General features: G+C 60.4%; 16 protein-coding genes and 6 pseudogenes. 20 read left to right on the top strand and 2 right to left on the bottom strand.

From position 1 onward, the window contains the following. Window positions 1-306 precede the first annotated feature (306 nt). Together glmS and X744_RS141430 are read left to right on the top strand one after the other, a co-directional pair. On the top strand, window positions 307-2,127 hold the full coding sequence (gene glmS, locus X744_RS141425; protein WP_031261331.1) for a glutamine--fructose-6-phosphate transaminase (isomerizing): 1,821 nt from the start codon (window positions 307-309) through the stop codon (window positions 2,125-2,127). 519 nt (window positions 2,128-2,646) lie between these two features. Further along, window positions 2,647-2,901: a helix-turn-helix domain-containing protein gene (locus X744_RS141430; protein WP_023735822.1), complete on the top strand. Its 255-nt coding sequence runs from the start codon at window positions 2,647-2,649 to the stop codon at window positions 2,899-2,901. 926 nt (window positions 2,902-3,827) lie between these two features. Here X744_RS141430 and X744_RS141435 read toward each other — a convergent pair. Then, window positions 3,828-4,217, bottom strand: coding sequence for a hypothetical protein (locus X744_RS141435; RefSeq protein WP_023735820.1), 390 nt, complete (start codon window positions 4,215-4,217; stop codon window positions 3,828-3,830). 403 nt (window positions 4,218-4,620) lie between these two features. Here X744_RS141435 and queC point away from each other — a divergent pair, with 403 nt between their 5' ends. From queC to queE, 3 genes are read left to right on the top strand one after another with little or no spacing between them, the layout of a single operon-like run. Further along, window positions 4,621-5,319 carry a 7-cyano-7-deazaguanine synthase QueC gene (queC, locus tag X744_RS141440; protein WP_023762803.1) on the top strand — a complete coding sequence of 233 codons (699 nt, stop codon included), beginning with the start codon at window positions 4,621-4,623 and terminating at the stop codon, window positions 5,317-5,319. After that, window positions 5,319-5,675 (top strand): 6-carboxytetrahydropterin synthase QueD, encoded by a 357-nt coding sequence (queD, locus tag X744_RS141445; protein WP_023673552.1) that lies wholly within the window; start codon window positions 5,319-5,321, stop codon window positions 5,673-5,675. Before queC ends, queD begins: the two co-directional genes overlap by 1 nt. Then, entirely contained in the window at window positions 5,672-6,406 is a 735-nt protein-coding gene (queE, locus tag X744_RS141450; protein WP_023735817.1) for a 7-carboxy-7-deazaguanine synthase QueE, read from the top strand. The genes queD and queE overlap by 4 nt, the downstream gene beginning before the upstream one ends. A 330-nt stretch (window positions 6,407-6,736) precedes the next feature. On the opposite strand, the gene hemN is transcribed toward queE, so the two are convergent. Continuing rightward, window positions 6,737-8,086, bottom strand: a complete 1,350-nt coding sequence (gene hemN / locus X744_RS141455) for an oxygen-independent coproporphyrinogen III oxidase (RefSeq protein WP_023762802.1) — start codon at window positions 8,084-8,086, stop codon at window positions 6,737-6,739. Window positions 8,087-8,240: 154 nt separating this feature from the next. On the opposite strand from hemN, the gene X744_RS141460 reads away from it, so the two are divergent. The 15 genes and pseudogenes from X744_RS141460 (at window position 8,241) to ubiM (ending at window position 20,824) form a co-directional block, all read left to right on the top strand. Continuing rightward, entirely contained in the window at window positions 8,241-8,987 is a 747-nt protein-coding gene (locus X744_RS141460; protein ID WP_023735815.1) for a Crp/Fnr family transcriptional regulator, read from the top strand. 551 nt (window positions 8,988-9,538) lie between these two features. Beyond that, window positions 9,539-10,179: pseudogene (locus X744_RS1000000172980) on the top strand (cbb3-type cytochrome c oxidase subunit I); the annotation flags it as partial. A gap of 2 nt (window positions 10,180-10,181) precedes the next feature. Next, window positions 10,182-11,423: pseudogene (gene ccoN, locus X744_RS141470) on the top strand (cytochrome-c oxidase, cbb3-type subunit I); the annotation flags it as partial. A gap of 11 nt (window positions 11,424-11,434) precedes the next feature. Beyond that, window positions 11,435-12,018 (top strand): annotated as a pseudogene (ccoO, locus tag X744_RS141475) (cytochrome-c oxidase, cbb3-type subunit II); the annotation flags it as partial. A 2-nt stretch (window positions 12,019-12,020) separates the two neighbouring features. Further along, a pseudogene (ccoO, locus tag X744_RS141480) lies at window positions 12,021-12,542 on the top strand (cytochrome-c oxidase, cbb3-type subunit II); the annotation flags it as partial. An 11-nt stretch (window positions 12,543-12,553) separates the two neighbouring features. After that, window positions 12,554-12,703 carry a CcoQ/FixQ family Cbb3-type cytochrome c oxidase assembly chaperone gene (locus tag X744_RS141485; protein ID WP_023735812.1) on the top strand — a complete coding sequence of 50 codons (150 nt, stop codon included), beginning with the start codon at window positions 12,554-12,556 and terminating at the stop codon, window positions 12,701-12,703. Between the two features lie 2 nt (window positions 12,704-12,705). After that, window positions 12,706-13,569 carry a cytochrome-c oxidase, cbb3-type subunit III gene (gene ccoP, locus X744_RS141490; protein ID WP_023735811.1) on the top strand — a complete coding sequence of 288 codons (864 nt, stop codon included), beginning with the start codon at window positions 12,706-12,708 and terminating at the stop codon, window positions 13,567-13,569. Between the two features lie 129 nt (window positions 13,570-13,698). Further along, window positions 13,699-15,258 (top strand): cytochrome c oxidase accessory protein CcoG, encoded by a 1,560-nt coding sequence (ccoG, locus tag X744_RS141495; RefSeq protein ID WP_023762797.1) that lies wholly within the window; start codon window positions 13,699-13,701, stop codon window positions 15,256-15,258. Further along, entirely contained in the window at window positions 15,255-15,752 is a 498-nt protein-coding gene (locus X744_RS141500; protein ID WP_031261324.1) for a FixH family protein, read from the top strand. Before ccoG ends, X744_RS141500 begins: the two co-directional genes overlap by 4 nt. Then, window positions 15,749-18,038, top strand: a pseudogene (locus X744_RS01000000170475) (heavy metal translocating P-type ATPase). Before X744_RS141500 ends, X744_RS01000000170475 begins: the two are co-directional and overlap by 4 nt. Further along, window positions 18,035-18,205, top strand: a complete 171-nt coding sequence (gene ccoS, locus X744_RS141505; RefSeq protein ID WP_023762793.1) for a cbb3-type cytochrome oxidase assembly protein CcoS — start codon at window positions 18,035-18,037, stop codon at window positions 18,203-18,205. Before X744_RS01000000170475 ends, ccoS (X744_RS141505) begins: the two are co-directional and overlap by 4 nt. Window positions 18,206-18,271: 66 nt before the next feature. After that, the gene (locus X744_RS1000000175690) at window positions 18,272-18,547 is read left to right on the top strand and encodes a CBS domain-containing protein (RefSeq protein WP_023762792.1); all 276 of its coding nucleotides are present in this window, start codon (window positions 18,272-18,274) and stop codon (window positions 18,545-18,547) included. Window positions 18,548-18,682: 135 nt separating this feature from the next. Continuing rightward, entirely contained in the window at window positions 18,683-18,943 is a 261-nt protein-coding gene (locus X744_RS1000000175685; protein WP_023762791.1) for a BON domain-containing protein, read from the top strand. Window positions 18,944-19,092: 149 nt separating this feature from the next. Further along, window positions 19,093-19,225 (top strand): annotated as a pseudogene (gene ccoS / locus X744_RS1000000172975) (cbb3-type cytochrome oxidase assembly protein CcoS). 417 nt (window positions 19,226-19,642) lie between these two features. Beyond that, window positions 19,643-20,824, top strand: a complete 1,182-nt coding sequence (gene ubiM / locus X744_RS141510; protein WP_031261323.1) for a 5-demethoxyubiquinol-8 5-hydroxylase UbiM — start codon at window positions 19,643-19,645, stop codon at window positions 20,822-20,824. Window positions 20,825-21,097 lie beyond the last annotated feature (273 nt).

The following is a 21,097-nucleotide window of genomic DNA, read 5'->3' as shown; positions in this document are numbered from 1 at the left end:
GCCATATACATCGACGCCGACCAAGGGCTCGCAGGCCGGTCGTCCGTCCACTGTCCAAGGCCTGCTGGCCTTTCTGAGGCCGTGATCCTGCCGCGGGTGAGTTTGCGATTCTCATAAGAGCGTCAGGCGCGAATAGAACTTTAGGTCCCCACAGCAGCCGACCTATCCATGGGGTGGATGGTAGTGATCACTACAATCAATTGTACCAATATCATGGAATACTACTACAAGGCCGCCACTTAAAGCGGCCGGATGGGTATCCGTCTCGCGTGGGCTGATGCTGCCCGCAAAAATGCGGAGACGAACATGTGCGGGATTGTTGGCATCGTTGGGCAACAGCCGGTGTCGGATCGGTTGATCGGCGCGTTGAAGGGTTTGGAATATCGCGGCTATGATTCCGCCGGCGTTGCGACGATCATCGACGGTGCCTTGCACCGCCGGCGCGCCGAGGGCAAGCTCGTCAATCTCGAGAGGCGACTGAAGGAAGAGCCGCTGAGCGGCAAAGTCGGCATCGGCCACACGCGTTGGGCAACCCACGGGGCCTCGACGGAACGCAATGCGCACCCGCACTTTACCGACGGTGTCGCCGTCGTCCATAACGGCATCATCGAGAATTTCACCGAGCTGAAGGACGAATTGGCGGCGGATGGCGCCGAGTTCCAGACCGACACCGACACCGAGGTCGTTGGGCATCTCTTGGCAAGATACCGCCGCGAGGGCATGAGGCCGCAAGAGGCCACGCGTGCCATGCTGAAACGCGTCAGGGGCGCCTATGCGCTTGCCATCCTCTTCGAAGATGAACCGTCGACCATCACGGCGGCGCGCAACGGACCACCGCTGGCGATCGGTCACGGCGACGGCGAGATGTTCCTGGGCTCCGACGCGATCGCTCTTGCGCCCTTCACCAATGAAATTACCTATCTCATGGACGGCGACTGGGCCATTGTCGGCAATTCGGGCGCCCATATCTTCGATATCGACGGCCATCCCGTCGAGCGTCCGCGCCATATCTCCACGGCCGCGGCCGATCTGGCCAACAAGGGCAGCCATCGCCACTTCATGGAGAAGGAAATATACGAGCAGCCCGAGGTCATCGCCCATGCTCTTCGTCATTACATCAACATCATAGAGGGTCGCGACGTGGTTCCTGGCATCGATTTCGCCAAGGTTCCGAGCTTGGCGATCTCTGCCTGCGGGACCGCCTATCTCGCCGGACTGATCGGAAAATACTGGTTCGAACGCTATGCGCGCCTGACGGTTGAAATCGACGTTGCGTCTGAATTCCGTTACCGCGAGATCCCTTTGCCGCCGCAGTCCGCGGCTCTTTTCATTTCGCAGTCCGGCGAAACCGCCGATACGCTTGCATCGTTGAGGTACTGCAAGGAGCGTGGGCTGAAAATTGGCGCTATCGTCAATGCCTGCGAATCGACCATCGCTCGGGAGGCCGATACGGTCTTCCCGATCCTTGCCGGACCGGAGATCGGCGTCGCCTCTACCAAGGCTTTTACCTGCCAGCTTGCCGTTCTAGCCGCACTCGCCCTCAGCGCCGCCAGAGCCCGCGGGACCGTCCCCGAAGGCGAGCTGCAGGCACTCGTCAGGAGCCTCGCCGAATTGCCGCGCGTCATGGGCCAGGTACTCAACAGCATCCAGCCGGAGATCGAGTTCTTGTCGCGCGAACTGTCAAAGTGTCGTGACGTCCTGTATCTCGGCCGTGGCACCAGTTTCCCGCTAGCGATGGAAGGAGCGCTGAAGCTCAAGGAGATTTCCTACATCCATGCCGAAGGCTATGCAGCGGGTGAATTGAAGCACGGGCCAATCGCATTGATAGACGAGAACATGCCGGTGATCGTCATCGCGCCCCATGACCGCTTTTTCGACAAGACCGTCTCCAACATGCAGGAAGTGGCTGCCCGTGGAGGGCGGATTATCCTCATCACCGATAAAAATGGGGCAGCCGCATCGAAACTCGACACCATGCACACGCTCGTGCTGCCGGTAGTCGACGAGATTATCGCGCCAATGATCTTCTCGCTGCCGATACAGCTTCTTGCCTACCACACGGCGCTCTTCATGGGGACAGATGTAGACCAGCCGCGCAATCTCGCAAAATCGGTCACGGTCGAATGATTGTGAACCTGTACAGATGGCGAAGCTCTCGATGGAAAGCTACCCTTTGGCTGGATCCGGATGAAAACCAGATGACCAGTGTTTGCTGGAATTTGGAATCCCTTTTTTCGGCCGGTCGATCGGGGCACAGGGCGATCGAGCTTCCTAGAGCCGACGTCAGCACGCAGCCGGGGGCTTTCAAGAGTGGGTCTTTCGCTCCCCCGCCGGTGGAGATTGGCCGAAGGAAGCAGTGTCCGTACCGGGAGTTCGAGTTGGTGTTCAGAGTTCCAGGGCCCCCTCCTGAGATGGCCTGATCGGCTGTAGCGCATCCGACCTGCGATCCTTCGCGAATAATTCTCGCCGTTGGCTTTCTTGATTAGAAGGAGGTGAGCCGCCATATTCCGACCCAGCTCCTAATTCAGGCGGCCCATTCCATGGATGAGGCCGGTCCGGCTGAATGGACGTCCATTTTTTGATTTGCTTGGTCTGCGCCGCCGGGGGGTATCTCCCGAGGGAGCTCCCATGTTCTTGGAGATGTTTATGAACGATTCGCGCATTCCCGAACCAGTCTTGACGGCTATGTCGCAGGGGACCCACATCGTCCGCGCTTATCGTGAGCACCTTGGGTATTCGATCGAGGACCTGACGGTCGCGAGCGGGCTTGCCGCTGAGGAAATTCAAAACATCGAGCGAGGTCTGAGGTACAACAAGGGATATCGGGATCGGATAGCGAGATCGCTTTCCATACCTGTGGGAATCCTTGAGGCAGAGTCGCACATTTCGGACGCCGCCTGATCAGTCGGATGATCCGCAATGGGTGGACTGCCGCTCTTGTGATGTGAAGCTTGCGGCTGATTGTAGACGCTGATTCCGTTGGGATGCCTCTGGCGCAGTACCGCCAAGAGAATCTCGTCAACTTTCCGATGCAGGAACCCTTCACATGGGCTCGCGAACAACAAGGCGATATAGCCGCCCGGAGTGCTACGAAACGTGCACGAGGGCATCGGCTCGCGACGAAGGATTGTAACGGCGAACTCTTGGTAGTTCGGCGAGGCGATGCTGGCGCTTGAGCATCAACTCGGCCTACGAGAGTGGCTACTCCTAGGCTGAATCGGCCAACATGGCCGGCATCGCGCCGCTCTGAAAATAACATGGCGGGCATCCTGACGTTTCCGGGTTGACTATGGGTGTTCGAACCACGAAAAGGGGCCGCTCTTCGTGAGTGGCGTGCGCCGGCAGTCTAACCCCAAGCCCCCCGCCCAGGCTGCCGGCGCGCTTCTAGAAAGATCGAGGTAGGCACTCGCTGCGCTCTGCCCGCCGACACCTTGTGCTTCCTCCAGCGAGTCCAGCGGACCACCATGGGTGTTGCCAGTTCTGGTGCTTACCCACGTCCATTTGCGCTCTCGGGTCATTGAGAGTACCGCAAGCACCCTCTCTGCTGGATGGCAACGCGGCTCGCGCCGCCCGTATGCAGCGCAAGCTCCATGCATGAGGTCATCCCTTCAAAATACTTGATGCAGTTGCGCTTGCGTAGCTCCTTGCATGCGCTCGATGCCAGGAGGAGACCTCTGTCTAAACGCTCGCATCGATGCAACGCCGTTGATCACCATCATCGCGGCGACCGCTTCGCGGGGGCCGCAGCCGTTTTGGAGCATGACGATCATGCCGGCGCCATCGCAGTGACGCACATGCAAAATTCACAGATGCATTCTCGCCCAATGCTAGGTGCCCAGCATATGTCCGGCATCCCGCAACGCGGCTACGAAGAGACGGGCATTGCCGTTGGCATCCATCTTGGCCTGCATCGACAGGGGCATCCTGTGCCAGCTCTCCAAGGACGCAATGTAATGTGAGAACATACCGTTAACGATGCAATAGTGGGTAACTAGGCCGTGTACATCCAACGCCAGCACGCCGAATTGGCCGCCGTGATATCGGATGGCTGCGACCCGCTGGACCTGCGCGTCACCGTCGATCCGCACGTCGAAAAGCAAGATGCCGCGGCTCCTGGTGGCTATCTCGGCGGCTTTTTCAGCGAAGCTCAACGAGAGCGAGCGGACGCTTTCGACTGCCATCTGTAAAACCATCAAGTTCAGTTCATCCACTGACATAAGGTACCTGTGCGCAAGACATGGGTGATTGCAATCGACCACACCGCTTGTTCACAGATGTCGGCTCATCACCGGTTATTCAGGGTTTGCCGGTCATCTTTGCGGCAAGCCATCCGGGCTCCTTGTACCCTGCAACCGTTGCAGTGGCGTCCCTCGGCGCTCGGAACCGCCAGGCTCTGCTCGTCGAGAACTTTGTCCGCGAGCAGCGTTCGCTTGAGCATTCCGCTGAAGCGTGACGTCTCACCAGTCCGTGTCCTTGCAGCTCACCGCGAGGGCGTTTTGCGCACCGCACGCAAGCGCACGAAACTGGTCTCCGTTCACTTCACAAAATGGTTTTCCTGAAGTACTGGAGCGCAGAGAAATCTCCGGTCGCAGCCTACCCGGTTAAAACAAGGACCCAACGATGAAGACTCTCGTCGTCTGCTCCGGCGGATTGGATTCCGTTACTCTTGCTCACAAGGTGGCAGCGGAGCACCAGCTTACCGGCCTGCTATCGTTCGATTACGGCCAACGGCATAGGAAGGAATTGGGCTTCGCCACCCTTTGCGCGGAGCGCCTGGGCGTCCCGCAGCGAATCATCGATATCCACGAGATCGGCGGCGGCCTTTCCGGCTCCGCGCTGACCGACAATGTGGACGTGCCCGACGGGCACTATGCCGAAGACACGATGAAGGTAACGGTGGTGCCCAACCGGAACGCCATCATGTTGGCCATTGCCTTCGGCCTCGCCGCAGCGCAAGACGCTGACGCGGTGGCGACGGCCGTGCATGGTGGGGATCATATTGTCTATCCCGATTGCCGTCCGGCCTTCATCGACGCTTTCCAGATGATGCAGGACCACGCGCTCGACGGCTACGCGCAGATTCGCCTTTATGCACCCTATGTGAACCTGAGGAAGGCGGACATTGTTAGGGATGGAGCCACATACGGCACGCCGTTTGCGCAGACCTGGTCCTGTTACAAGGGCGCCGAGCGTCATTGCGGGAGGTGCGGGACCTGCGTCGAGCGGCGTGAGGCGTTTCACATCGCTGGGCACCCGGACCCAACCGAGTACGAGGACTCCGACTTCTGGCTCGGAGCGCTGCGAAGGACCACCGCGTAATGTTCCGCATCACCAAGGAATTCCACTTCTCAGCCTCGCATCAGCTCACCTCATTGCCACCCGATCACCAATGCGCGCGCCTGCACGGACATAACTACATCGTCGAAGTGGAGCTTTCAGCGGATGGACTGGACGATCACGGCTTCGTGCGCGACTACCACGATTTGGCGCCATTCAAACGCTACATCGACGAGAGCTTCGACCACCGACATCTCAACGACGTGCTGGGACACGAGCAAGTCACGGCGGAATATCTGGCCAGACATTTCTACGACTGGTGCAAGGCACGCCTGAGCGAAACCGCGGCCGTGCGGGTGAGCGAAACGCCGAAAACCTGGGCGGAATACCGGCCATGACCAATACTCATCCCGCAATCCGCGTTAGCGAGATTTTCGGGCCGACGATCCAGGGCGAGGGCGTGCTCATAGGTTTGCCGACGATCTTCGTCAGAACCGGCGGGTGTGACTTTCGCTGTTCCTGGTGCGACAGCCTGCATGCTGTGGACAATCAATTCCGCCATGAATGGGAGATGATGTCCGTCGGCGCGGTGTGGAAAAATGTGCTTGCGCTTTCCGGTGGCCGCCCGCTTATGGTGTCGCTGTCAGGCGGCAATCCGGCCATCCAGCCGCTCGGCGCGCTCATCGACCGAGGCCATGGTGACGGTTACCGTTTTGCGCTGGAAACCCAAGGTTCGCTTGCCAGGGACTGGTTTGCGCACCTTGACGTGCTGATCCTCAGCCCAAAGCCGCCGTCAAGCCAAATGACGACAGATTGGGCCGCTGTCGAGGCGTGCCTCCAGGCGGCACAAGGCAAGCCCCAAATCGTGCTCAAGCTAATTGTTTTCGACGAAAGGGACTACGCCTACGCGAAAGACGCCGCTGCGCAATTTCCGCAACTTCCGATCTATCTGCAACCCGGCAATCACACGCCGCCACACCCGGCAAATGATGACGCACCCGTCGACCTTGACGGAATATTGAAGCGCATGGAGTGGCTGGTTGACAGCGTGACCCGCGACAAATGGTTCGAAGCCCGCGTGCTACCGCAGCTGCACGTTATGCTCTGGGGTAACAAGAGAGCCGTCTAGGCCAGGCCCTTTCCACCTGAACTGCACCGGCATATTCGGGTGAACGGGTGGTTCAACGTTGACCGCGCTGCCGGGGTGCTTGCGGACTTCTGCCACCGGCCCAAGTGTTGTCAGCCGCTTGCACGGCACCTTGCATTCTCCTTGCAAGGTCGAAGGGAGCTGTCGCCGACAACCATGATCTGACAGGCAGGGGCGGGCGATATCGTCGCTATGCCAAGACGCGTCTGGTCCGCTTCGAACCGTCTCGGCCGACGGTCGCCGGTCAACAGTGGAAAACGATCGCAATCGGTTCACGATCGAGTGAGAGCCATGACCGTTCCTCTGCGGTGCTCAGACTGCCGCCGAGTGCCTGGCCGTTCCAGTTTCGAAATATTTGTCGAACCTGGCCGCGATGCTTCGGACGAAAGGGCGACTTTCAGCCGGCACAACGAATCTGTCGCCATCAAGTTCAAGCAATCGAACCGGATCGTGTAGGGCCATGGAACTCGACTGAAGGAGGAGCCTCTGGCCGGCTTCGCCGAAGCGTTCCACCAGATCGATGGCCGAGAAGGCGAAGTCGCACATCAGCCGCTCGATGATCCAGCCGCGAACGCGGTCGTCGTCGGAAAGTGCGATACCGCGGACGGCGGCCAGCCCGCCGTCATCAACCATGCGTCGATATTCGCTGGTCGAAGGCATGTTCTGCGCATAGCCCTGCCGAAACTGACTGATGGATGACGGACCGAGACCGATCAATGTCTCGCAGCGATCCTCTGTATAGCCCTGGAAATTGCGATGCAAAGCCCCCGCGCGAGCCGCTACTGCCAACGCATCGCCCGGTTTGGCGAAATGGTCGAGCCCGATTGCTTCGTATCCTCGGTCAAGAATAGCGTAGGCTGCCAGTTGTGATTGGGCAAACCGCTCCTCCGGCCCTGGCAACCAGGCCTCATCAATCATGGTCTGATGTTTCTTGAACCACGGCACATGGGCGTAGCCAAAAAGCGCTATCCTGTCGGGTTCCAAGGTCAGCGCCTGCGCGACGGTGGAGGAGACGCTCTCCCTCGTTTGATGCGGCAAGCCGTAGAGCAGGTCTAGATTGACCGATTCGACGCCGCGCGAACGAACACCGTCGACTACCGCTTTGGTCTGCAAAAAGCTCTGCTCGCGGTTGATTGCCTTCTGAACCTTCGGATCGAAGTCCTGGACGCCGAGGCTCGCACGGGTCGTGCCGATTTCGGCAAGCGCATCGAGGCGGGCATCGTCCATATCATTGGGTTCGATTTCAACGCTGATCTTGGCGCCGGGAAGAAAGGCGAAGCTGTTGCGCAGGACGCTTCCCAGCGCCACAATATCCTCAGGTTCCAGCATCGTCGGGGAACCGCCGCCGAAATGAACCGCGCGAACTCGGCCCTTGCCGGTAACAAGGCCGCCAACCGTGGCGATCTCCGCATACAGCGAGCGCAGATAAGCGGCCACCGGCTCGTAGTGACGGGTCTGTTTGGTATGGCACGCGCAGAACCAGCAGAGCCTGTCGCAATAGGGAATATGCAGGTAAAGCGATATCTCGTCACCACCTTCGAGCGCCTCCAACCAGCCTCGGTAAACGACGGCATCGACGCCCGCATGGAAATGGGGCGCAGTCGGATAACTGGTATAGCGCGGGACGTTCTCGCCAAATCTGGCAGCTAGCTTTTGTCGCATGTCGTGGTCCACCGTGTTTGCGTCGCCCGAACTGTGGATGCTTGGATGAGCCTAAGCCCTGATTTCGATCAACCTTCAGCACGGACAAACTGCCGCAAGGATTTTTCTACCGTGGATTGCTATCCTGCCCGCACTGGACCGGTAGAGCGATCGAATGACATTACGGCAGGATATTCACAGTTCCGGCATTCCCGTTCTTTGCCTGCCTTGCGAGGCACGGCGCCGCGGTGTCTGTGGCGCGCTCGAGCCAGACGATTTGGCTCAGCTCGCCAAGACGTCGTCGCGGCACAATATCGAGCCGGGGGTCGAACTGATCGGCGACGCCGAGGCGGTGGACTGTTATTCAAACGTGCTTTCAGGCGTGGTGAAGCTCACGAAGAGCCTTTCGGACGGCCGCCAGCAGATCGTCGGTCTCCAGTTCGCGCCGGATTTTCTGGGACGGCCCTTCAAGATGAAAAGTGCGATCAATGCGGAAGCGGCAACAGCTGTCTCGCTGTGCTCGTTTCCGAGAGCGGCCATCGAACGGATGATGAAGCAGTCACCCGAATTTGTGCATCGCCTGCTCAAGCAGGCGCTGAACGAACTTGACGAGGCCCGCGAATGGATGGTGACTCTGGGGCGCAAGACCGCACCAGAGAAGGTGGCGAGCTTTCTCCTCATGATTGCCCGGAACATCGACTCCAATGTTGACCCGGCGGCTATGTCGGCATGCTTCGAGCTGCCGATGACGCGTGCCGACATATCTGATTTCCTTGGCATCACAAACGAGACCGTGAGCCGTCAGCTGACCAGCCTGAGAATGGACGGCGTGATTCGGATCGAGAACAACCGCCGCGTCACCGTGGACAGCATGAGCCGGCTGGAACGGCGCTGCGGCGGCCGAGGCGCAATAGCCGTTTGAATGACACGGAGCTGCATGGCCCACGCCACTTACTTCATTCGGGGCAGGGCATGCTCGCGTTGGGCTCAGAAGACATCGCGTAGCGACAGCCCGTTCTCCATCCGATCGTATACGCCAGTTGCGTTTCGGCTCGTCGGCGAAGCATCCACACTTGGCCGAAGTCAATATGCCTCATACGCAGGCGAAAATCGCCGTCTCCCCAAACTATAAATGTCGCGAAGGCAGCGCAACGCTGGCGCTGGCTGTTCCAAGGCATTGAAACGATCGACGTTCGGTAAGGCATCGGCCTGCTTACCAGCGTCACAGAAGGTGCGCTTCCCCACACGCCCGCGGTCGCCTCCTACCCGGGCCCCGACTGGGGACGCCGGGCCTGTCCATAAACCGTCGGCCGGTGCTGCACTTCCACATTCGACACAGTCTGATCGCACCGAACTCGATGCTGCTCGAAGCAAAATGGTGCGGCTCTGACATGGATCAGGGCGAGCAGGCGACGGCTGCGCAATAAGGCACCGCGGTTTGGCATCCGCCGGAATTGGAAATCGGGGCTTGCGATGAAATTCGGCAAAGAAATCGTGCTTCTAAGCCTGTTCGCATTCGCGGCTTTGGTGGCCGCTGGCGCTGGGGTGGATGAACCCTTTCGCCAGCATATGTGGGTCTTGTTCTTCGCCTTGGCTGGCTTCACTGCGATCCTGTTGCGCAACACTGAGTTCAAGCCTGCCGCGCCGATCGACCCGTCCGCTTACATGGACGGGCCAATCCGCTATGGCGCCATCGCCACCATGTTCTGGGGTGTCATCGGCATGCTTGTCGGCGTGGTCATCGCGCTGCAGCTTGCCTATCCCGATCTCAACATCCAGCCCTGGTTCAACTTTGGCCGTTTGCGGCCACTGCATACGTCGGGAGTCGTCTTCGCCTTCGGCGGCAACGCGCTGCTTTGCACGTCTCTCTATGTCGTGCAACGCACCTGCCGCGCCCGGCTGTTCGGCGGCCATCTCGGCTGGTTCGTGTTCTGGGGCTACCAGCTCTTCATCGTCATGGCAGCGACTGGCTACCTGCTCGGCATCACCGAGAGCCGCGAATACGCCGAGCCCGAATGGTATGTGGACATCTGGCTGACCATTGTCTGGGTCGCCTATCTCATCCTGTTCCTCGGCACGATCCTGAAGCGCAAGGAACCCCACATCTACGTCGCNCGGCAACGCGCTGCTTTGCACGTCTCTCTATGTCGTGCAACGCACCTGCCGCGCCCGGCTGTTCGGCGGCGATCTCGGCTGGTTCGTGTTCTGGGGCTACCAGCTCTTCATCGTCATGGCAGCGACTGGCTACCTGCTCGGCATAACCGAGAGCCGCGAATACGCGGAACCGGAATGGTATGTGGACATCTGGCTGACCATTGTCTGGGTCGCCTATCTCATCCTGTTCCTCGGCACGATCCTGAAGCGCAAGGAACCCCACATCTACGTCGCTAACTGGTTCTACCTGTCCTTCATCGTCACCATCGCGATGCTGCATGTGGTCAACAACCTCTCCATGCCCGCCTCCTTCCTGGGCTCGAAGAGCTATTCGGCTTTCTCCGGGGTCCAGGACGCTCTGACGCAATGGTGGTATGGCCACAACGCCGTGGGCTTCTTTCTGACCGCCGGCTTTCTCGGCATGATGTATTATTTCGTACCCAAGCAGGCGAACCGGCCGGTCTATTCCTACCGGCTGTCGATCGTCCATTTCTGGGCAATCATTTTTCTCTACATCTGGGCTGGACCCCATCATTTGCACTACACCGCCTTGCCCGATTGGGCGCAGACGCTCGGCATGGTGTTCTCGATCATGCTGTGGATGCCGTCATGGGGCGGCATGATCAATGGCCTGATGACGCTGTCGGGCGCCTGGGACAAGCTCCGCACCGATCCGATCATCCGCATGATGGTGATGGCCATCGCCTTCTACGGCATGTCCACCTTCGAGGGCCCGATGATGTCGATCAAGACGGTCAACTCGCTGTCGCACTATACCGACTGGACCATCGGACACGTCCATTCGGGCGCACTCGGCTGGGTCGGCATGATCTCGTTCGGCGCGCTTTATTACATGGTGCCGAAGCTGTGGAACCGTGAACGGCTCTACTCGCTGCGCCTCGTTACCTGGCACTTCTGGCTGGCGACGCTTGGCATCGTTGTCTACGCGTCGGTCATGTGGGTGTCCGGCATCATGCAGGGCCTGATGTGGCGCGAATACGACGAGCAGGGCTTCCTGGTCTACTCCTTCGCCGAAACCGTCGCCGCCATGCACCCCTACTACATCATGCGCGCCATCGGCGGAGCCATGTACCTTTCCGGCGCCCTGATCATGGCGTGGAACATCGCCATGACCATCCTTGGCTACCGGCGCGAGGAGGATCCGATGCCCGGCTCCGTTCCCGCCCTCCAGCTTGCGCGATGATGAGACAGAAAATGAGGTTGATGAACAGACACGCGGTCATCGAGAAGAACGCTACACTTCTTCTCCTCGGGTCGCTGCTGGTCGTGACAATCGGCGGCATCGTCGAGATCGCGCCGCTCTTCTATCTCGACAACACGATCGAGAAGGTCGAAGGCATGCGGCCCTACTCGCCGCTCGAACTCGTCGGGCGCAACATCTATGTGCGTGAGGGATGCTACCTATGCCATAGCCAGATGATCCGCCCGTTCCGTGACGAGGTCGAGCGCTATGGGCATTACAGCCTGGCGGCCGAGTCGATGTATGATCATCCCTTCCAGTGGGGATCGAAGCGCACCGGACCGGACCTCGCTCGGGTTGGCGATCGCTACTCAAATCTTTGGCATGTCGAGCACCTCACGGACCCTCGTTCCGTGGTGCCGGAATCCATCATGCCGAGCTATGGCTTTCTGAAGGATACGCCGATCGCGGTGAAGGATTTCTCGACGCATCTGGTTGCCAACAGGCGCGTCGGCGTTCCCTACTCCGACGACATGGTCGCACACGCGAACGCCGATTTGATGGCGCAGTCCGATCCCAACGCCGACACCTCCGGCCTNCTGCCATAGCCAGATGATCCGCCCGTTCCGTGACGAGGTCGAGCGCTATGGGCATTACAGCCTGGCGGCCGAGTCGATGTATGACCATCCCTTCCAGTGGGGATCGAAGCGTACCGGTCCGGACCTCGCCCGGGTTGGCGACCGCTACTCCAATCTTTGGCATGTCGAGCACCTCACGGACCCTCGTTCCGTGGTGCCTGAATCGATCATGCCGAGCTATGCGTTCCTGAAAGACACGCCGATCAAGGTGAAGGACTTCTCGACGCACCTGGTCGCCAACAGGTATGTCGGCGTCCCCTACAGCGATGACATGGTCGCACACGCGAACGCCGATTTGATGGCGCAGTCCGATCCCAACGCCGACACCTCCGGCCTCGAGGCCCGCTACCCCAAGGCCAGGATCGGCGATTTCGACGGTGATCCGCAGCAAGTCACCGAAATGGACGCCCTGGTTTCTTATCTCCAGATGCTCGGCACGCTTGTCGATTTCAAGAACTACGATGAGACCGCCGGCTACCGCTGAGGACAATGGCGATGACGTACAATTTCATGCGGGAGTTTGCTGACAGCTGGGGCCTGCTTGCCATCGCTCTTTTCTTCATCGGATCCGTTGCCTTTGCACTTCGCCCCGGCAGCCGCAGGCAAGCCGGCGAAGCAGCTCAAATTCCTCTGAAGGAGGACTGATCATGAGCAGCGATCACATTGACGAGGTTTCCGGCATCTCGACGACCGGTCATGAGTGGGACGGCATTCGCGAGCTCAACAACCCGCTCCCGCGCTGGTGGGTCATCACCTTCTACATGACCATAGTCTGGGCGATCGGTTACACAATTGCCTACCCGGCATGGCCGCTGTTGCACTCCGCGACAAAGGGCGTACTTGGCTATTCCAGCCGCAACGAAGTCAAGAACGAGTTGTCCGCGGCCGAAGCGGCAAAGGGCAAATATGTCGCCGCAATAGAGTCGAAAAGTGTTTCGGAGATTGCTGCGGATGACACGCTGCGCGAATTCGCCGTCGCTGCCGGCGCCGCCGCGTTCAAGGTCAATTGCGTGCAGTGCCACGGTTCCGGCGCCCAGGGGTCCAAGGGCTTTCCGAACCTAAATGACGACGACTGGCTGTGGGGCGGCGAGGTGGACCAGATCCAGCAGACGATCGCTCATGGCATCCGCTTCGCCTCCGACCCGGCTACGCGCTTGTCAGAAATGCCTGCCTTTGGCGACATCATCACCGCCGATCAGATCAAACAGGTCAGCACCTACGTTGCCAGCCTGTCCGGCACTGTCGGCGATCAATCGTTGGTCGCGCCCGGCGCCAAGGTCTTCGCCGAAAATTGCGTGGCCTGTCACGGCGACAATGCAAAAGGCAACAAGGAACTCGGCGCTCCAGATCTGACCGACGCCATCTGGCTCTACGCGTCAGGCGAAGCGGCCATCGCCGCCCAGGTCACCGCGCCGAAACAGGGCGTGATGCCGGCCTGGGGCGCGCGCCTCGGCGAGACCAAGGTCAAGGAACTGGCGGTCTACATCCATTCGCTTGGCGGCGGAGAATAGGAGCAGAAGCCTATTCTCGTCCTCCCCCTCCCGCCAAGCGACGAGGCCCGGCGCAAGCCGGGCCTCGGCATCATCCAGAACCGATGAGTCGGTTTCCGGCGAAATCGTCGCTGGTGACTGGAGCTTCTCGTGCTTGATAACACGCAAATAGAAAGGATCGAACCCACGCCGGTCAACTCCGCCAAGGTGCGTCAGCCAATGTACGCTGCGCGCAAGAAGATCTTCCCGAAGCGGGCCTCGGGCAGCTTTCGCCAGTTCAAATGGCTGGTGATGGCGGTCACGCTCGGCATCTACTATCTGACGCCGTGGCTGCGCTGGGATCGGGGCTCGTTTAGCCCGGACCAGGCCGTGCTGCTCGATGTCGCTAACCGGCGTTTCTATTTCTTCTTCATCGAGATATGGCCGCAGGAATTCTACTATGTCGCCGGCCTTCTGGTCATGGCCGGCGTCGGTCTTTTCCTGATCACGTCGACTGTCGGCCGTGCCTGGTGTGGCTACACATGCCCGCAGACCGTATGGGTCGACCTGTTCCTGGTCGTCGAGCGCGCGATAGAGGGCGACCGCAACGCTCGTATCAAGCTTGATGCCGGTCTCTGGACCCCCCGCAAGCTTGTGCTGCGGGTATCGAAACACGCCATCTGGCTGGCCATAGGCGCGCTGACGGGCGGCGCCTGGATCTTCTATTTCGCTGACGCGCCGACGCTGCTCGGCGAACTCTTCACCGGCACGGCAGCGCCTGTCGCCTACATCACCGTCGCGGTTCTGGCGGCTACCACCTACACGTTCGGCGGTCTGATGCGCGAGCAGGTCTGCACCTATATGTGCCCGTGGCCCCGCATCCAGGCGGCCATGCTCGATGAAAATTCCCTCACTGTCACCTACAATGACTGGCGCGGCGAACCGCGTTCGCGCCACGCCAAGAAGGTGCTGGCCGCAGGCCAGCTCGTGGGCGACTGCGTCGACTGCAATGCCTGTGTCGCGGTCTGCCCGATGGGGATCGACATTCGCGATGGCCAGCAGCTCGAATGCATCACTTGCGCGCTTTGCATCGACGCCTGTGACGGCGTCATGGACAAGCTCGGCAAGGAGCGTGGGCTGATCGCCTATGCGACGCTCTCCGACTACAACGCCAACATGATGCTGGCGACTGCAGGCGGGTCCAGCTCAGTCAATCCGGCGCTGGTCAGGACGGATGACGGCCTGTTTTCGGACAGAGTGGCGCATTTCCACATCCGCAAGATCTTTCGGCCACGCACCTATGTCTACATGGCTATGTGGTCGCTGATCGGCCTGGGCCTCCTCTACTCGCTGCTGACGCGCGACCGGCTCGAAATCAATGTCCTGCACGACCGCAATCCACAATTCGTGACGCTCTCCGACGGCTCGATCCGCAACGGCTACACCGTCAAGCTGCTCAACATGATCCCCGAGCCGAGGACGATCGTCGTCACGATGCAGGGCTTGCAGGGCGCCGAGATGGTCGTCGTCGGCGACGACATCCCCGCAGGCCGTTCCTTCGCCATTCCGGTCGAACCCGACCGCCTGAAAATGCTGAGGGTCTTCGTTCGCCAGCCGGCGGACCAGATCCGCGCTCCGGCACAGACCTTCAAGTTCCGCGTCGAGGACAGAGCCAGCTTCGAGTCGAACGAGTACACCGCCACCTTCAACGCGCCGGAGACTGCCAGATGAGCGCCAGAACACAAAAAACCCGCGAATTCACCGGCAGGCACATGTTGGCCATCATCCTGGCCTTTTTCGGTGTGGTCATCGCGGTCAATCTGACCATGGCGACGCTTGCCAACACGAGCTGGACCGGCCTGGTCGTCGAAAACACCTATGTGGCGAGCCAGCAGTTCAACAGGAAGGCCGAGGAAGGGCGGGCGCAGGCAGCCCTCGGCTGGACCGGCAAGCTGACCATCGCATCGGGTGAAGTCCGCTACGGCCTCATCGACGCCGCCGGCAAACCGGTTCCCTTGCATGGCGTGAAGGCGCTGTTTCGCCATCCCGCTTACGAAAAAGAGGATGAATCCATCAAGCTCGTCCTCGCCTCGGGTCAGGAATTCGCCGCCCAGCATTTGCCGAAGGATGGTGTCTGGATCGTCGAAGTCGACGCCGATGCCGGCCTGGATAAACCGTATCGCGACGTCCGCAGGATCATGATTTCCAATGGAGCGCTGCAATGAGTTGTTGTGCACCGGGCGCCGAAATGGCGCTTGATCTGGTCAACGCCGGATCGGTCCTGCCGTCCAGCCAGGAGATCAGGCTGGCGAGCCGATCGCTTGGCGATGATCTCCGCCAGACCGATCTTTCGGTCCCCACGGTTCATTGCGCGGCCTGCATCCAGGCGATCGAGACAGCACTGGGAAAGCTCGATCAAGTGGAGAGCGCTCGTGTCAACCTGTCGACGAAGCGGGTCGCGGTCCGCTGGCGTGGAAACCAGGTACCACCATTCGTCGCCGCGCTGGGACGGCTGGGCTACGAGGCGCATCTGTTCGACCCCGAGGTCGACAACAAGGACAAGACGCTTTCGGAGCTGATCCGCGCCGTTGCTGTCGCCGGCTTTGCGGCGGGCAACATCATGCTGCTTTCGGTCTCTGTCTGGTCCGGTGCTGAAGGCGCTACCCGCGACCTGTTCCACTGGGTCTCGGCGCTTATCGCCATCCCGCCACTGGCCTTCGCCGGCGGCATCTTCTTCCGCTCGGCCTGGAATGCGCTGCGTCACGGCCGCATGAACATGGATGTGCCGATCGCGGTCGGGGTGTCCCTCGCCTACGCCATGAGCCTCTATGAGACGATCAACCATGGCGACCACGCTTATTTCGATGCATCGGTGTCGCTGCTGTTCTTCCTGTTGATCGGCCGCACGTTGGATCACGTCATGCGCGAACGTGCCCGGACCGCCGTGAAAGGCCTGTCCCAGTTGGCCGCACGTGGCGCCATGGTGCTGCGCGGCGATGGTGCACGCGACTATCTGCCGGTTGGCGAGATCGAACCCGGCATGCTGCTGTTGATCGCTGCCGGCGAGAGAATCCCCGTCGACGGCAAGATCATTCAAGGGGCCTCGGATCTGGACTGCTCGTTGGTTTCCGGCGAGAGCACGCCTCGAAACGTAGCGGCAGGCGAAGCCGTGCAGGCCGGTGTCCTCAACCTAACCGGCCCGCTGACGATCGAGGCGACCGCCGCCGCGAAAGATTCGTTTCTGGCGGAAATGGTTCGGCTGATGGAGTCCGCAGAGGGCGGCCGCGCGCATTATCGCCGGATCGCCGATCGTGTTTCAGCGCTCTATGCCCCGGTGGTTCATCTCACAGCCTTCGCGACGTTCCTTGGCTGGATGGCGGCGACCGGTGACTGGCACCGGGCCATAACGATCGCCATTGCCGTTCTCATCATCACATGCCCGTGCGCGCTCGGCCTCGCCGTACCGATCGTCCAGGTGGTCGCGGCGCGGCGCCTGTTCGAGAACGGCATCATGGTCAAGGACGGTTCGGCCATGGAGCGCCTGGCGACGATTGATAGAGCGGTGTTCGACAAGACCGGAACGCTCACCCTCGGCCAGCCCCGGCTGGTCAATGCGGACTCGATTGATCCGGCCATGCTGGCAATCGCGGGAGACATGGCTGCGCATTCGCGTCACCCGTTTTCAAAGGCCATAGCCGGTTTTGCCCGCCTTGGCGGGCAGCACAAATTCGATGCCGTCACCGAGCACCCGGGTTTCGGGATCGAGGCCACAGCCGCCGGTAGCACCTGGCGGCTGGGCCGGCGCGGATGGGCTGGATGGAAGGCCCGGACCGGCGGCGAAGGCAAACATGGCTATGGCGGAACGGTGCTGACAAAAGACGGGTTCATTGTCGCGACCTTCGATTTTTGAGGACGCGCTGCGCGCCGACGCCAGGGCGGCCATCGATCAACTGCACAACGCTGGTATGTGCGTGGAGATGCTGTCGGGCGACACCGCGAAAGCCTGCGCCGAGGTTGCGGACGGGCTTGGTGTCGATGATTTCGTTCCCTGCCTGCTGCCGTCCGGCAAGGTTGAACGCATCGAGACGCTGGCGAGGGACGGGCACAAGGTTCTGATGGTTGGCGACGGGCTCAACGATACGCCGGCGCTGAGCGCTGCGCATGTCTCGATCGCACCCGCCACCGCCGCCGACATTGGCCGCAATGCAGCCGACTTCGTTTTCCTGCGCGAAAGCCTCTTGGCGGTCCCGCTGGCTGTTGAAGTATCGCGCAAGGCGGCAAGCCTGATCCGACAGAACATAACAATTGCGATCGTTTATAATGCTGTTGCCGTGCCGATCGCCATTCTGGGCCATGTTACGCCTCTTATCGCCGCGGTCGCGATGTCAGCCTCGTCATTGCTCGTGGTTGGAAATGCCATGCGTCTGCAAGGCTTCGCAACGGGTGCGTCGTCCGCGATTGCGCGGCAAGACAGGCCCGCGCGGGCCGGCGCCTTGGCTCAATCGTCATGACGACGCTCGTCTACCTCATCCCCGTAGCGCTATTCCTTGGCGCACTCGGCCTGTCCGGCTTCCTTTGGGCGTTGAGAAGCGGCCAGTACGAGGATCTCGATGGCGCGGCGGAGCGCATTCTCATCGACAGCGACGACGGCGCGGAGAATGCCACTCGTTCCAAGTGACTCAGATCAACGCGCCGCGGGTCGGGATGTCCTATCGTCGTCCGACGAAAGATCAGGAGGGTGAGGATGCAAGCCGAATCCTTAATGACAAAGCCAGTCATCACGACGCATGCGAACGCGACGATCGCCGAAGCGGTCATGCTTTCAAGCAAAGTCAGCTGCCTGCCAGTAACGACCAGCGACGGCACCTGGGTTGGCATTGTAAGCAAAAGCGACTTCTTGCGCCGAGAGGAACTCGGAACCCAGCGTGTGCGTCCGCGCTGGCTGGAGCTTGATCTTGGCCCGGGCACAACCGCCAATGACTATGTGTGCGCTCGAATGGACGGATCATCCATCAGGTGATGACCACACACGTCATCTCGGCGCCTCCTGTCGACCTGATGATGCAACATCGCACAACAATGTCCCGATTGTCGATTCGGGAAAGGGTCGTCGGCATCATCACGCGAACTGATTTGCTGCTTGTCCTGATCCGCCATGCCGAAACAGGGAACCACGCCACCCGATGACGAACTGATCCGCAAGGCTATCCTTGCCGAACTGCAGCCACAAACCTGGAGCGGTGGTGACTTGATCGATGTGAGGGTCAGCGACGGCCTTGTCGAACTGAAGGGGGCGATTGTCGACGAGCGTCAGCGGAAGGCAGCGATCGTTGCGGCTGAGAAGGTTGCCGGCGTCGGGCAAGTCAAGGACCGCCTCCTCCTCAGTACGGATCCGTTCTCAGTGATGGTTTCATAGCTGCGAAAAAAGCGGGGACGCCAAGCAGAGTCCCTTTGGTTCTGCTCCCTTCCCACATCACTTGGACATGAGGCCGTCGGCGAGTTCCTTCGGCGTCTAGCGCGTTAGGAGAGCACGCTGTCGGCAGCAAGACGCCCGTCCAGACGGAAATGCGGTGGCCGCTGCCTGTTTTGGTGGGGCTTGGACCGGGGCTTCCTGTGGATCTTGAAGAGCGGCCAATACGAAGATCTCGACGGCTCCGCCGAGCGGGTCCTTATCGATCGGGAAGAGCCGCGAGGCTGAACCGGTTGGCGGCGCCAACGACTGTGCGGATGCTGGTCGTCAGTCGACCGAATCTTTGCTGGCGATTGCCCGCGTCATGACGATATCGGCGCGGTGCGAAGAACGGATCAGCCACAATACGTTGCCGAACCTTTGGCCAGGAGGGGCACGCGATTGGGAAGCCGACCATTCAGAATGCCCAGACATGGAGACGTTTTCACGGCAATCGACCACTCGACCGTGAACCCGCCGCTGACGGGTTTGTCGAGCCTGGTTGATCCAGATCAGCGTTATCTCTTCATCGGCATGGTTTCATTGACCAGGCTTCCAACGGAGAACGCATGTCTATCGAGTTGGGGAGATGAGCGGCAAACCGTGGGTGATTGCGATGCTTCAAGAGCGCTTCGTGTCGAAGATAGCCGCTATGGCGGCACGCTGATGGCCGGCTATGTCGACAAATTCGACATCATTGTCGTCGGAGCTGGTCCGGTCGGACTTGCCTTCGCAGCATCGCTCGCCTGGAGCCGACTCAAGGTGGCAGTGGTTGAACGGCAGTCGCTCGACAGCCTGGCGAATCCGGCTTTCGACGGTCGCGAGATCGCGCTGACCCACGCATCAGTGAGAATCCTTCGCGAGCTCGGCGCCTGGGATGCCATCCCCGCATCGGACAAATCACCGCTTCATGGCGCGCGCGTGCTCAACGGATCCAGCCCTTTCGCCCTGAGCTTCGATGCTCCCAGCGGATCTGGGGAACCACTCGGATTTCTGGTCCCAAATTGTCGGATCCGCGATGCCCTGTTCAAAATTGTCCACTTCCAGGATCATGCCCGGCTGCTGTGCGGCAACTCGGTCGTCAATGCAACAAATAGCGAAGACGAGGCGGTCATAACGCTTTCTGATGGCAGGCAATTGGCCGCTCGGCTGCTCGTAGCAGCGGATTCGCGTTTGTCCCCGATGCGCGACCTGCTCGGCATTGGCGCCAACATCCATCCGCTTGGCCACTCCATGCTGATTTGCCGAGTGAGGCACGAGCGCGTCCATCACCAGATCGCGGTCGAATGGTTCGACCACCATCAGACCATAGCGATGTTGCCGCTCATGGAAGGCGTGTCGTCGCTGCTTCTGACTTTGCGCTCAAGCGAGGCCGACAGACTGTTTGCTCTCGACGACGAATTGTTCCTCATGGAATTGATGAACCGGTGTCGAGGACGCCTCGGACAGATGACCCTGGCAAGCACCCGCCATGCCTATCCGCTGGTCACGACCTGGGCGCACAAGTTCTCGGCTCCGAGTGCGGCACTGATCGGAGACGCTGCCATTGGCATGCACCCGGTGACCGCGCATGGCTTCAACATCGGCCTCAGCGGCCAGAAGCAACTCGCTCATAAAATACTGACAGCATGTCGCGCCCGCCGCGACATTGCCGATCCCGACATGCTCGGCAGATACGAAAGCCGGCTGCGGCTGTCGGCGGGGCCGCTCTATCATGCCACCAACATGCTTGTCGGTCTCTACTCAAGCGAGCACTCGGCGGCACGGCTTGCAAGACATGCTGGGCTCCGCTTTGCCCAACATCTTCCCTTTGTCCGCCATGGCATTTCGGCCATGCTCAGGCGGTGAATCGCACAGAGCGCTGCCGCTCTGGAACGCTGTCTCGGCGAGGCTTCCTTGTCTTGCTGGCGCGCGTCGTCGCGGGGCAAGGCTGTCTCCTGGTGACGTTGCCGATCATGGCATGATTCGGATCAAGGCACGCGCGCGGGCGAAGCCTTGATGATTCGGCAATGCAAGCCAAAGGTGTGACCCGAAGCATGGTGAGCGCACTGGTTACCCTCGCTGGGTAGTTAACCCGTCCTTCAGTGGGCTTGCATAGATTTGGTCCTCGCGAACAACGAC

This window comes from Mesorhizobium sp. LNHC252B00 (genome assembly GCF_000502955.1).
Taxonomy (GTDB): domain Bacteria; phylum Pseudomonadota; class Alphaproteobacteria; order Rhizobiales; family Rhizobiaceae; genus Mesorhizobium.
Note: the sequence above shows the minus strand (reverse complement) of the source record. Positions and strands in the feature narration are given on the sequence as shown.

What these genes read in the sequence shown, in the direction of transcription:
- X744_RS1000000175685 (WP_023762791.1), top strand. Translation starts at nt 18,683, where the DNA reads ATGCCGAAACAGGGAACCACGCCACCCGATGACGAACTGATCCGCAAG.
- X744_RS141430 (WP_023735822.1), top strand. Translation starts at nt 2,647, where the DNA reads ATGAACGATTCGCGCATTCCCGAACCAGTCTTGACGGCTATGTCGCAG.
- ubiM (WP_031261323.1), top strand. Translation starts at nt 19,643, where the DNA reads ATGGCCGGCTATGTCGACAAATTCGACATCATTGTCGTCGGAGCTGGT.
- X744_RS141500 (WP_031261324.1), top strand. Translation starts at nt 15,255, where the DNA reads ATGAGCGCCAGAACACAAAAAACCCGCGAATTCACCGGCAGGCACATG.
- queD (WP_023673552.1), top strand. Translation starts at nt 5,319, where the DNA reads ATGTTCCGCATCACCAAGGAATTCCACTTCTCAGCCTCGCATCAGCTC.
- X744_RS141460 (WP_023735815.1), top strand. Translation starts at nt 8,241, where the DNA reads ATGACATTACGGCAGGATATTCACAGTTCCGGCATTCCCGTTCTTTGC.
- ccoP (WP_023735811.1), top strand. Translation starts at nt 12,706, where the DNA reads ATGAGCAGCGATCACATTGACGAGGTTTCCGGCATCTCGACGACCGGT.
- X744_RS141435 (WP_023735820.1), bottom strand. Translation starts at nt 4,217, where the DNA reads ATGTCAGTGGATGAACTGAACTTGATGGTTTTACAGATGGCAGTCGAA.
- queC (WP_023762803.1), top strand. Translation starts at nt 4,621, where the DNA reads ATGAAGACTCTCGTCGTCTGCTCCGGCGGATTGGATTCCGTTACTCTT.
- X744_RS1000000175690 (WP_023762792.1), top strand. Translation starts at nt 18,272, where the DNA reads ATGCAAGCCGAATCCTTAATGACAAAGCCAGTCATCACGACGCATGCG.
- ccoS (WP_023762793.1), top strand. Translation starts at nt 18,035, where the DNA reads ATGACGACGCTCGTCTACCTCATCCCCGTAGCGCTATTCCTTGGCGCA.
- X744_RS141485 (WP_023735812.1), top strand. Translation starts at nt 12,554, where the DNA reads ATGACGTACAATTTCATGCGGGAGTTTGCTGACAGCTGGGGCCTGCTT.
- queE (WP_023735817.1), top strand. Translation starts at nt 5,672, where the DNA reads ATGACCAATACTCATCCCGCAATCCGCGTTAGCGAGATTTTCGGGCCG.
- glmS (WP_031261331.1), top strand. Translation starts at nt 307, where the DNA reads ATGTGCGGGATTGTTGGCATCGTTGGGCAACAGCCGGTGTCGGATCGG.
- hemN (WP_023762802.1), bottom strand. Translation starts at nt 8,086, where the DNA reads ATGCGACAAAAGCTAGCTGCCAGATTTGGCGAGAACGTCCCGCGCTAT.